Source organism: Sphingomonas sp. CFBP 13706, assembly GCF_014842355.1.
GTDB lineage: Bacteria > Pseudomonadota > Alphaproteobacteria > Sphingomonadales > Sphingomonadaceae > Sphingomonas > Sphingomonas aerolata.
Genome location: NZ_JACYVM010000004.1, coordinates 270,669 through 282,792, shown reverse-complemented (window position 1 = coordinate 282,792; position 12,124 = coordinate 270,669). Strand labels below are relative to the sequence as shown.

Annotated in this window: 8 protein-coding genes; 3 read left to right on the top strand and 5 right to left on the bottom strand. The window is 69.1% G+C overall.

Annotated features, from left to right (window positions below; translation table 11 throughout):
* Positions 1 to 69: 69 nt before the first annotated feature.
* The gene (locus IFS44_RS10180) at positions 70 to 912 is read left to right on the top strand and encodes a glutamine amidotransferase-related protein (RefSeq protein ID WP_192098360.1); all 843 of its coding nucleotides are present in this window, start codon (positions 70 to 72) and stop codon (positions 910 to 912) included.
* A 96-nt stretch (positions 913 to 1,008) separates the two neighbouring features.
* Positions 1,009 to 1,485, top strand: coding sequence for a GAF domain-containing protein (locus tag IFS44_RS10175; RefSeq protein WP_192098359.1), 477 nt, complete (start codon positions 1,009 to 1,011; stop codon positions 1,483 to 1,485).
* Between the two features lie 10 nt (positions 1,486 to 1,495).
* Here the strand turns inward: IFS44_RS10175 and IFS44_RS10170 are convergent, their stop codons facing one another.
* From IFS44_RS10170 to IFS44_RS10150, 5 genes are all read right to left on the bottom strand, one after another.
* Positions 1,496 to 2,896 (bottom strand): PepSY-associated TM helix domain-containing protein, encoded by a 1,401-nt coding sequence (locus IFS44_RS10170; protein WP_192098358.1) that lies wholly within the window; start codon positions 2,894 to 2,896, stop codon positions 1,496 to 1,498.
* Complete coding sequence (locus tag IFS44_RS10165) at positions 2,896 to 5,277, bottom strand: TonB-dependent receptor family protein (RefSeq protein ID WP_192098357.1); 2,382 nt, start codon at positions 5,275 to 5,277, stop codon at positions 2,896 to 2,898. The genes IFS44_RS10170 and IFS44_RS10165 overlap by 1 nt, the downstream gene beginning before the upstream one ends.
* 151 nt (positions 5,278 to 5,428) lie before the next feature.
* Positions 5,429 to 5,854 (bottom strand): DUF2946 family protein, encoded by a 426-nt coding sequence (locus IFS44_RS10160; RefSeq protein WP_192098356.1) that lies wholly within the window; start codon positions 5,852 to 5,854, stop codon positions 5,429 to 5,431.
* Positions 5,855 to 5,863: 9 nt separating this feature from the next.
* Positions 5,864 to 7,036 carry an endonuclease/exonuclease/phosphatase family protein gene (locus IFS44_RS10155; protein WP_342366400.1) on the bottom strand — a complete coding sequence of 391 codons (1,173 nt, stop codon included), beginning with the start codon at positions 7,034 to 7,036 and terminating at the stop codon, positions 5,864 to 5,866.
* Positions 7,037 to 9,484: a TonB-dependent receptor plug domain-containing protein gene (locus IFS44_RS10150; RefSeq protein ID WP_192098355.1), complete on the bottom strand. Its 2,448-nt coding sequence runs from the start codon at positions 9,482 to 9,484 to the stop codon at positions 7,037 to 7,039.
* A gap of 250 nt (positions 9,485 to 9,734) precedes the next feature.
* Here IFS44_RS10150 and IFS44_RS10145 point away from each other — a divergent pair, with 250 nt between their 5' ends.
* Positions 9,735 to 12,101 carry a TonB-dependent receptor gene (locus IFS44_RS10145; protein ID WP_192098354.1) on the top strand — a complete coding sequence of 789 codons (2,367 nt, stop codon included), beginning with the start codon at positions 9,735 to 9,737 and terminating at the stop codon, positions 12,099 to 12,101.
* Positions 12,102 to 12,124: the final 23 nt, after the last annotated feature.

Here is a 12,124-nt window from a genome sequence, read left to right as displayed (position 1 = left end):
CCGACGGTCTTGGGCGAACCGCCAGCGCGCGCGTTATCCTGTCGGCCATTTGCGGTCAGAGGACTGATAGTGCTGAAGTTTCTAGTGGCCGAAAGCGAAACACCCGAACAGCGCGACGCCCGCCGCGAGCATGCGGGAAAGAGCTCGGGCGAGACCTATGCGGCGACGCTCGAACAGCTCAGGCCCGATGCGCAGATCACGATCGTCGCACCCGCGGACGACGACGCGCGCGTGCTTACGACGGCCGAGATCGGCGATTTCGACGCGGTGTTCGTCACCGGCTCGCCGCTCCACGTCTATGACGACTCGCCCGAGGTGCAGCGCCAGCTCGCCTTCATGCGCGCGGTGTTCGCATCGGGGACGCCGTCCTTCGGCTCGTGCGCGGGGCTGCAGCTCGCGGTCGCCGCGGCGGGGGGCAAGGTCCGCAAGATGCCACGGACGATGGAGGCCGGGATCGCGCGCCGGATCACGCGCACGCAGGCGGGTCGCGATCACCCGCTGCTCGCCGGCCGCACCGACAGCTGGGATGCGCCCGCAATCCACGGCGACGAGGTCGAGCGACTGCCCGACGATGCGACATTGCTCGCGAGCAACGCGGTCACCGCGATCCAGGCGGCCGAGATCCGGCATGACGGCGGGATTTTCTGGGGCGTGCAATATCACCCCGAACTGGCCCCGCGCGAGATCGCGATCGCGCTCCGCCGCCAGGCCGGCAGCCTGATCGAGGCGGGGCTCGCCGAGCGCGAGGACGATGTCGAACAGCGCGCGGCGCAGCTCGATGCGCTGCACGACGATCCCGACCGCCGGTCGCTGCTCTGGCTGCTCGGCGTCGGCGAGGATTTCGCGCAGGAGGCGGGTCGGCGGCTCGAACTCACCAATTTCCTGACGCATCTGGTCGAGCGGGGCGACTGACCCCTGCCCTTGCATTCTCACGCCGCGCCCACATCTGCCGTAGCGTAAGCAGCGCGATCTCCGGGGGGATCGTGCGCCGAACGGGGAATGGGGCGGATGTACGATCAACTGGCCGAGAGCGTCATGCTCGAAAGCGACGATGGCGACGTGCGGGCGATCCTCGAAAAGGTCGCGGCGCTGACCGGCATGGGGTTCGTCGCGGTCGCGCGCGTCACCGACACGCGCTGGATCGCCTGCCAGGTGCTCGACCAGATCGATTTCGGCATGTCGCCGGGCGACGAGCTGCGGATCTCGACGACGATCTGCGACGACATCCGCCAGTCGGGCAAGGCCGTCGTCATCGACGACGTCTCGACCAACGACCGCTGGCTGACGCATCCCGCGCCGTCGCTCTATGGGTTCAAAAGCTATGTCTCCTTCCCGATCACGCTCGCCGACGGGTCGTTCTACGGTACGCTGTGCGCGATCGATCCGCGCCCGCGCCAGTTGAGCGGGCGCGAGACCGCCGCGGCGCTAGCGGGGTTCGCGGCGGAAGTCGGCGCGGTGCTGTCGCGGAACGTGCCCGCGGGCTGAGCTTGCCGGATCACCGAAGACCGAGCCAGCGTCGCGCCGACGTCCAGTCGCGCAGCACCAGCCGCTCGACGAGCAGCACCAGCAGCATCGACACGCCGAACAGCGGCAGTGCGAGACCCAGCAGGATCAGCAGCGCCACGAACCCCGCCGCGACGCGCGGTCGCGGCCGCGTGGGCGGTGCGCCGAGCGTGTCGGCGGGCCGACGCCGCCACCACAGCACGACGCTGCTGACCGACACCAGCGCCAGCCCGATCGCGGTCAGCAGCCCGAGCAGCTGGTTCGCCCAACCGAACAGCTGTCCCTCATGCGCGGCGACGCCGTAACCGACGATCCGGTCGATCAGCCGGCGGTGCGCGAAATCCTTGCGCGTCAGGATCGCGCCCGTAGCGCCGTCGAGCGTCAGATCGGTGCGCAGCGGCCGGTTCGCGGCATCGGACTTGGCGGTCCAGGGCTGGCCCATGCCCGTCGGCGGCGCGATCAGGACCGGCGGCGCCAGCGCGAGCGGGCGGACGGTCGCGATCAGCTGGTCGAGCGGCACGTCCGAGACCGCGGGGTGCGCCATCGTCATCCCGCCATGTTCGGCATGCGCGCCCACCATCGCGCGGGTACCGGCATCGGCGGCACCGCGCGCGCGCAGCTCCGCGGCCTGCCCCGCCGACCAGTCCTGCCTGACCACCCGCCCCTCGGCGACCGTCCGGATCGCCTTCAGGTAACTCCCCCAGCTCGCGGCCCAGGGCAGCCCCGATATGAGCAATGCGAGTGCGAAGACCGATACCCAGAGCCCGGTGACGCCGTGCAGGTCGCGCCAGAACCGCCGCCCGCCGGCACGCAGCCGTGGATAGACCACCCCCGCCAGCCCGCTGTCGCGCGGCCACCACAGCACGAGCCCCGACAGGATCATGACGATCGCCCAGGAGGCGGCGAGCTCAACCAGATAGGAGCCGGGCGTGCCGATCAGCAATTCGCCGTGGAGGCGGAAGATGATCCGCATCAGCCGGCTGTCCTCGTCGACGCTGTGGAGGATCGCCAATGTGTTCGGATGGACATAGACGCGCGTCTCGGTGGTGCCGGCGCCGACGATCACCTGCACTGCCTCGTCGGGACGCTCGGGCAGTTGATAGCGGTGGAGCACCGATCCCGGCACCGCGCGCACCGCCGCCTCGGCCTGTCGCGCCGCCGATGCGCGCGTGCCGTCGAGCGGGAGATGCGTATAGGGGCGATCGATCAGCGCCTCGATCTGCGGGCGGAACAGGTAGATCGAGCCGGTGATGGAGAGCCACAGCACGAACGGAAGACAGAAGAGCCCGGCATAGAAATGCCAGCGCCAGATCGTCGGATAGCCCGGCCAGCCGCGGCCGGGACCGGGTCCGCCTGAGCGTGCGGCGGCGGCGGCGGGAGCGGTCGCGCGCATCAGAACCGCGCCTTCACGCCGGCATAGACGGTGCGCGGGACACCGGCATAGATCGACCCGGTTGCGGCGCTCAGCACGGCCGCCGGATTCTGCTGACCGGTCGCTGCGTTCAGGCTGTTCGCGATCACCGACGCCGAGCCGACATAGGTCGTGTCGAACAGGTTCTGCACCGAGGCGAACAGCCGCAGCCGCGACCACACCCCCTCCCCCTTTGGCGGATCATAATGGAGGTTGAGATTGGCGAGCGTATAGCCCGCCACGCTGAGCAGATTGCCATTGTCGATCGCATAGCGATCACGGTGGGTCAGCTCGACGAACCCGCCCAGCCCCGCCACCGCGCCGCCCGGCTGGTCATAGCCGAGCCGCACGTTGACGAAGGTCGGGATGACCCCGGGGATGCGGTTGCCCGCGCGGTCGAACGTCGCCGACGCCGCGCCCGAGGTCAGCCGCTCGACGAATTCGGTATAGTGGTGGTCGTTATAGCTGTAGCTCGCATCGATCCGCGCGCCCGGCAGGACCGCGGGCAGCGGCGTCCAGCTGAGCCCGAGCTCGACGCCGCGGTGCACCGAGCGCGGCGCGTTGGTCGTATAGGCGAGCAGGTTGACGCCCGCCGACTGGCTGACCTGTTCATTGCGGAACCATTCGTAATAGCCCGTCACCTCCGCCTTCAGATTGGTCCCGAGCGCGACTTCGGCGCCGAGGTCGATCCCGGTGTTGCGCTGGGTCTTCAGCGTCACGTTGTTGCCCGGCACCCCCGCCGCGGTCACGAACAATGCGCCTGCCTGCGGAATGCCATAGCCGGTGCCGACGCGCGCGTGCAGGCGGACCGCGTCGATCGCCTGCCAGACGAGCGAGGCCTCGGGTGCGACGTTCCAGAAATGGCGCTCGGCGGGGATCACGCTCAGCACAGGGTTCGCGCCGAGCGGATAGGCATAGCCGGTCTGCGTCACGCCGAGGATCGACCGCTCCGCGCCGATGCCGGCGATGAACTGGAGCCGCGACGTCAGGCTCAGCTCTTCGCGGGCGCGGGCGCCCATGTTGCGGACGTCGCCAAACACCGTCTGGGTCGGCGCGCCGATCCCGTCGCGGCCCGCGGGCGTCTTGTTGAAGCTGTAGCTCTGGTTATCGAGATAATTGTAGAAGACGCCGACAAAGCTGGTCGCCGCCATTCCGAACAGCCTGCCGCGGTGCGTGACGTCGCTGGTGATGTTGTAGCTGTCGAGCGTCCCCTTGAACGGCGTCGCGCTCGTCGGCTGATTGACGACGCGGCTGTCGAACGTCGCCTGCGTCCGCCACGTCGCGGTCGTGCTCAGGTCATGCTCGTAGCGGGTGCCGACGATCGTCCGGCGATCGTTGCGCGCAAGATCGGCCTCGGCCGCGGTCTGCGCGATCCGCACGCCGTTGACGCCGTTGGCGAGCACCGAGATCGTCCCGCAACCCGGCGCCGCGCCGACCCGCGTCGCGCAGCCGCGCTGATAGGGATTGGCGCGATACTGGTCGAGCGAGAGCCGTGTCGAGAGCGCGAATTCGCCCTCGTTGTAGATGATCTTCGCGGTCAGCCGGTCGCGGTCTGAAATGGCATAGGTCGCCAGCGCGTTGATCGTGCCGGTCTCATACCCCGTATGCCCGGTCGACCCGTTCGCGCGGACGAAGCTGCCGAACAGCGCATAGTCGAAATCCGTGCCGGCACCGCCGATCGTCGCATAGACATTGGCATAGCCGTCGCTGCCCGTGTCGATGCCGATCTCGGCGCCGTCGATGTCGCGACCGCGTCGGGTGCGGAAATTGACCGCGCCGCCGATCGCGTAATTGCCATAGCGTGCGGAGGACGGCCCGCGGACCACGTCGACCGCGCCGTAAGCATGCGGATCGGTCAGGTCGAACCGCGCCAGCCCGTCGGGCTGGGTGACGGGGAAGTCATCCTCGAACACCTGGATGTTGCGCGCGCCGAAGCTGTTGCGCGCGTTCGAGCCGCGGATCGACACGCCGACGTCGCGCGGGCCGTTGCCCTGGATGACGACGACGCCGGGCGACAGCTTGACGATGTCGGCGATCGTCGTCGCGGGGGTGTTGCGGAACGCGGCGTCGTCGATCGTCGTGACGGTCTGCCCGGTCACGCGCGTCGTCAGCGACAATGCGTTGCCGGTGACGATGATGTCGTCGCCGTCGATCGCCACGGCGGCGGTACGACGCGGCGCCTCCGCCGGGCCCGTCGGCTCGTCGAGGCGACGCAGTTCGGCATCGATCGCGGCACGATCGCGGAGCAGCGCAGCACGGCGGGCTGCGATATCGGCATCCTGGGCGGCAGGGAGAGGCGCAGCCGCGATCGGCGCGGCACAGGCGATCGCGGAGATCGCCGCCATGAGATGGCATCGGGACATGAAGAGTTCCTGGTCGGACGCAGCCGGGTCCCGTCGGGACCGGGTCGTATAGGGGTCGCGGGCAGCCGCCACCGGCCCGCGCTTTGGCGGACAGGGTCGGCATCGCATCGGGTCACCGCGCGGCCCGTTCGGGGCATCGCGCCGGCAACGCTCATCCGCGGACCGGGGGACCTCGCAAGGGGGGACGCAGAAACTCGGGTGCGCGGGCGACGACGGGCGTCGCGACGCGGAAGACGGTTGCGACGACGAACGCGATCGCCAGCGCGAGCAGCACCGGATCGGCCGCGGCCAGCCCCGCCGTCGTCAGGCCGGAAAAGGCGCAGGGCATGTCGCGGCCCGCATGCTGAGTCTTATCCGGGTCATGCGTCATCCCCGGCATCGCCGCATGCGTCGTCTGCGACGTCGCCGTCGCGAGGGGGGAAGGCCCCGCCCCGGCACATAACTGGATCGTGAGCACGCCGTTCGCCACCACCGGCATAAACCCGCCGGGGACGAGGATCTTCATCGCCAGCGCGACCACGACCAGCCATGCGGCAAGCGCAGGATGATCGCGGAGCAGGCGGCGAAGCGGTGTCACGCGCCTGTCCTAGCGAGTCGGCACGGATCTGTCGCCGGTCGTCGCGCGGGTCGGGCCATCCGCCTGTCCCGCCGCTGGACTCCCTGCTTCCCGCGGCTCGGCGATCCGCGCGCAGACGCCGCCGGGCGGCGCGGCGCCTGTCCAGCTGAGCCGGTAGCGGACGAGCAGCCCGTCATGATCGGACAGCTTCGGGCTGCCCGGCGCGCCGTCGAACATCGCGCGCACCGCGACCGGCACAATCCGCACGCGCGTGCCCTGCGCGAAGAACTGCAGATCCTGCGTATCGAGCCACGGAGCGTCGCCGTCCCAGGACAGCGACACCGCACAGGCCGCGCGCGCCTGGCAATATTCGTGCACCAGCCCGAACGGGTGATGCAGGCGGAAATCGTCGAACCGGGCGGGCGAGCGGCGCATGTTGAAATCGCCGCCCAGGATCATCGGTCGCGACGGCGTGCGGCGCGCGGCGAGAAACGCCTCGAGCTCGCGGGTCTGCGCGCGGTGCGCGGCGCGGTGCCGCGCGGGCGCGACCTTCGACGCCTTGCGCGCATTCATGTGCGTGTTGGCGATGTCTATTCCTTCGGGAACGCCGGGCACCGCGAGCGTCGCCAGCACCACGCCCTTGTTCGACAGACAGTCGAACCCCGCACAGGCCCGCCGCGAATAGGGATCGCGCGCAACGCCGGTGATCGCGAAGCGGCTGGCGATCACCAGTCCCGAGCTCATCAGCCGCACGCCGAGCTCGCCCTTGGCCAGCTTGGCACGCCCGGGCAGCCGGTCGTCCTGCGAATAGACGCTGCGCCGCGTCCGCGACGGTCCGCTCGCGAGCGATGGATAGCCCGTGGCGACCACCCCGCGCACCGCCGCGCGCGAGAAGACCTCCTGGAACAGCACCACGTCGGGCGCGGTCCCGGCCACGCGCAGATCGCGCAGGATCCGCCCGATCGCCGCGAGATCGCGCCCGCGCCCCGACCGCGCGGGCCATTGCAGCCCCTCGATATTATAGGTCAGCACGTCGATCGTCGTGCTGCGCTCGCCCGATGCCGAGACTTGGATCGCAGGCGGCCTGCCGCCATCCCCGACGTCCGTACCGCCACAGGGAAGCGTCCGGAACCGCGGCAAGCTGCCGCACCCTGCGAGGCCGAGCATGAGCGCGACCCCCAGCAGGATGCGGCCTGAAATCACCTACCAGCTCAGCCCGGCGCGGGCGTAGAGATAGCGGCCGTTGAAGCCGAACGGCGAGTAATAGGGGAAGCCGATCACGCCGGTGGAGTTGTTCTGCGTGATGGTCGCATCGGGATAGACGTCGAACAGGTTGCTGACGCCCAGCCCGAGCTGCGCCCCCTTGGTCGCCTGATAGCGCAGTTCGACATCGGTGATGACGTGCTTGCCGCTGTGCACGTCCGCGGCGGGCGTCGTCCCCGGCTGGTTGACGTCGCCATAATAGGTGACGCGGGCGAGCGCGCCGAGCTGATCGAGCGACCAGTCGATCGACCCGGTGACCTTCTCGCCCGGCGTGCCGTCCTCCAGCGTCAGGATCCGGCTGCGCGCGAACAGCGTCGGTGCAGGGTCGAGCGTCGAGGTCGAGGTCGGGACGCGCGTCACCTTGCCGTCGTTGATGTTGCCCGCCACCGTCAGGTCGAAATTGCCCGCCGCCACGGTCCGCACGCGGTAATGCGCGACCGCGTCGATGCCCTTGGTGGTCGAGGCGAGACCGTTGATGAAGAACCGCGCCGCGGTCGCGCCCGATCCGGCGAGCAGCGTGGCGATCTGCGCGTTGACCGCGGGGGACTGGCTCGCCGCGGTGGTGATGTTCTCCGACAGGCCGATCTGGTTGCGGATGTGGATGCGATAGGCGTCGACGGTCAGGTCGAACCCGCCGAACCGCAGCACCGTGCCGAGCGACAGGTTGGTCGATTTCTCGGGCTCGAGCGGCAGCCCGCCGAGCCGCGCCGCGACCGGGCTGACCGAGGGGAAGGTGCCGGTCTGGATCGGCGCACCGTTCTGGATCACGGTCGAGATCGAGGTGAAATATTGCTGCTGCAACGCCGGCGCGCGGAAACCGGTCGAGGCCGTTCCGCGAACCGCGATCCACGGTGCGACGTCATAGCGTGCGGAGATCTTGCCGGTCCCGGTCGAGCCGAAGTCCGAATAATCCTCGCCGCGCCCCGCCAGCCCGATCAGCAGCGCGTCGGTCACCTGCGCCTCGAGATCGAGATAGGCGCTGAAGTTGCGGCGATTGCGGTCGACGACATTGTCGGTCGAGAAGCCGCCAAAGCCCTGCGCCCCCACCGCCGCGCCCGGGACCGCGCCCGTCACGGGCGTGGTGTAGGAGGCGCGTTCGCCAGCCTGGATCTCGAAGCTCTCGCGCCGCGCCTCGAGCCCGAAGGCGACGTTGAGCCCCTGCAGCACGTCGAGCTTGCGGCTGACGTCGAGCCCGGCGACCAGCTGGCCATAGATCAGCGCGCCGTCGGAAAAGTCCTGCGGCGTCGCGGCGCCATAGGCATAGTTGGCGGAATTGAGCGTGCGGAAACCGATCTTGTTGCGGCCATAGCTAACGTTCAGGTCGACGCTCCAGTCCGCGACCTCGCCCTTGATCCCGACCGCCGAATTGATGTCGCGCGACTTTGTATTGATCAGCGGCAGGAAGCCGTCGGGATAACCGGCCAGCGCGGTGGTCGCGCTCGCCAGCCGCGGGAAGGCCGCGCTGCGCGTGTCGCGGTCCTGATAGCCGAACCAGCCATAGAGGCCCCAGCTGCCCGTCAGCGTCGTGCCGGCATTGGCGAAGACGCTATATTGCTCGACCTGCGGATCGCCGAAGCGTCCGGTGACGCGGGTCGGGGTGACGCGCGGATCGAAATCGGCGCGGTTGGTCGCCTGGCGGTTCAGATATTCGCCCGACAGCGTTAGGAACCCGTCCTCGCCAAAGCCCAGCCCCTGCCAGCCCGAGACCGTCACGGCATGCTCGCCGGTCGTGCTGCGGCTGCCGCGCGCGGTATCGATGTCGGTGTTGTAGAAGCCGTAATTGACCGTCGCGCCGCCGCCCGAACGCGCTTCGCGCAGCCGCAGGTTGACGACGCCCGCGATCGCATCCGACCCATATTGCGCCGATGCACCATCGCGCAGCACCTCGATCCGGTCGAGCGCGACGGTCGGGATGGTGTTCAGATCGACCGCCGCCGAGCCGCGGCCGACCGAACCGCCGATGTTGAGCAGCGCCGCGGTATGGCCGCGCACGCCGTTGATCAGCACCAGCGTCTGGTCGGGCGACAGGCCACGCAGCGTCGCCGGGCGGATCGCATCGGTGCCGTCGACCGCGGACGCCCGCGGGAAGTCGATCGACGGGGCGATCGCCGACAGCGCGGCGCCGAGCTCGGTCGTGCCCTGGCGCTGGAGCGACGCGCCGCTCAGCACGTCGACCGGCGACACGCTGTCGAGCCGCGACCGGCCGACCGCGCGCGTCCCCGTGACGATGATCTCGTCCTGCGCAACCGGCGTTGCGCCGTCAGCGCCGGCGGCGGCGGGCGCGGCCTCGGCCGGCGCGGGCGCGGGCGCGACCTGCGCGTCGGCCTGCGCGGCCACGAAGGCGAGGGTCGAGGCGGCCAGCGCCAGCGCGGTACGATAGGCAGTCATGTCGAAGTCCCTGTTGGCGATCGTTCTGTGACGATCTTTCGCGTGCACGAAGATGCACAACGCATTCACCCGGCCCGATAGGTCCCAAGCGACTGTGCGATAAGTGAAAAGAATGCGCGACTGGATGCGCGGGCTGCAACGGCGCATCGCGGCGGCGACATCGAACCGTCACCGTAACGACGCGGCCACGTCACGGATCTGGTTAATGGATCCCCCCGAGGCTGCGCGGTCGCGGCCAAGGGGACGCTTCATGACCTATCTCTCCACCTTGCTCACGGGCGTCGCCACGGTCGCGATCGCGGTCACGGCGCCCGCCGCCGCGCAGACCGCGGGCGACCCTGCATCGCTGCCGGTCGCGACGCCCGCCGCCGACGCGCCGCCGGGTGACGAGATCGTCGTGCTCGGCTTTGGCGAGAGCCGCCAGGTGCAGAGCGTGACCGCCGCCGATCTCTCGCGGCTGACGCCGGGGTCGAGCCCCTTGAAGGCGATCGAGAAGCTGCCGGGCGTCAATTTCCAGGCCGCCGATCCGTTCGGCGCCTATGAATGGGCGGTCCGGATCTCACTGCGCGGGTTCAACCAGAACCAGCTCGGCTTCACGCTCGACGGCGTGCCGCTCGGCGACATGAGCTATGGCAACGTCAACGGCCTGCACATCAGCCGCGCGATCATTTCCGAAAACGTCGCGCGGACCGACGTGGCGCAGGGCGCAGGCGCGCTCGGCACCGCCTCGACCAGCAATCTCGGCGGTACGATCGAGTTCTTCAGCGACAAACCGCGCGACACGCTGAACGTCACCGGCGGCGGCACCTATGGCTCGAACGACACCTATCGCGGCTTCGCGCGGATCGACAGCGGCGATCTCGGCGGCGGGCTGAAGGGCTATCTGAGCTACGGGTTCCTCACCACCGACAAGTGGAAGGGTGCGGGCGTCCAGCGCCAGCACCAGGCGAACGGCAAGATCGTCAAGGATCTGGGCAGCCTCGGCAGCCTGTCGGCGTTCCTCAACTTTTCCGACCGGCGCGAGCAGGATTACCAGGATCTGAGCTACGACATCATCCGCCGCCGCGGGCTCGGCAACGACAACATCGCCGACAATTATCCGCTCGCGCTGCAGATTGCGAAGGTCGCGCAGAACCAGGCGGCAGCAGCGGCGGGCGCGGCGCAGCCCTGGGCGGGCGTCGGCACCGCGTTTCCCGCCGGGATCGGCACGGTCGACGACGTCTATTTCGACGCCGCGGGCGTCCGTCGCGATTATCTGGGCGGGGTGACGTTCGACGCCAACCTCACCCCCGGCCTGACGCTCAGGACCACCGGCTATTATCACGACAACAAGGGCCAGGGATCGTGGATCACGCCCTATTCGCCGACCCCGGCCGGCGCCGCCAATGCCGATGGCACGCCGATCGCCGCCGCCAGCCCGCTCGGCTTCCGCACCACCGAATATGCGATCAAGCGCGGCGGAGCGCTCAGCAACCTGGCCTATGAAACGGGTGCGAACACGCTCGAACTCGGCGGCTGGTATGAAAGCAACAGCTTCACCCAGGCACGCCGCTTCTACAGCATGACCGATACCGCGACGCCCAACCGCGACGTGCTGAAGTTCCAGGACAATCCCTATGCGACGCAATGGGACGGCAAATACACCACCGACACGATCCAGTATCATGTCGGCGACACGCTCCGCCTCGCCGACGACCGGCTGACCCTCAATGCCGGGTGGAAGGGCTTTACCGTCACCAACCATGCGATCATGCTGCCCGCGACGACCTCGCCGCTCGCGGTCGGGCGGATCTCCGCCAAGGACTGGTTCCAGCCCCAGGCCGGGCTGCTCTTCAAGCTCGCGCCGGGCACCGAGCTGTTCGCGGACTATAAGGAAAACGTCCGCGCCTATGTCTCGTCGGCGACGACCGGGCCGTTCTCGACCACGCAGGCCGGGTTCAACGCGATCCGCGACCGGCTGAAGCCCGAACGCTCGAAGACCGCGGAAGGCGGGCTGCGCTTCCGCCAGGGCCCGGTCCAGGCCTCGGCGGTCGGCTATTATATCGACTTCTCGAACCGGCTGCTCGGCTTTGCCAATGGCGCGGGGATCATCGGCAACCCGGCGACGCTCAACAATGTCGGCAGCGTCCGGACCTATGGCGCGGAGGTCGCGCTGACCTACCGCGTGTTCACGCCGCTGTCGCTGTTCGCGAGCTACTCGTACAACAACTCGCAATATGCCGACGACGTGCTCGATGCGCGCGGCACGGTGCTGGTCGCGACCGACGGCAAGACCGCGGTCGACAGTCCCGAGCACATGGTCAAGGGCGAGATCGTGTTCGAACAGTCGGGCGTCACCGCGCGGGTCGGCGCGGACTATATGAGCAAGCGCTACTTCACCTATCTGAACGACCAGTCGGTACCGGGCCGCGTGCTCGTCGATGCCAGCATCGGCTACCGCTTCGAGGGGGACGGCCCGCTTCACGGCGTGTCGATCGAGGGCAGCGTCACCAACCTGACCGACAAGGGCTATATCTCGACGATCGGCTCGAACGGCTTCACCGCCAGCGGCGACAACCAGACGCTGTTGGCCGGCGCGCCGCGCCAGGTGTTCGTGTCGCTGAAGAAGGGGTTCTGACGCACGGGCCGGATCGGGACGCG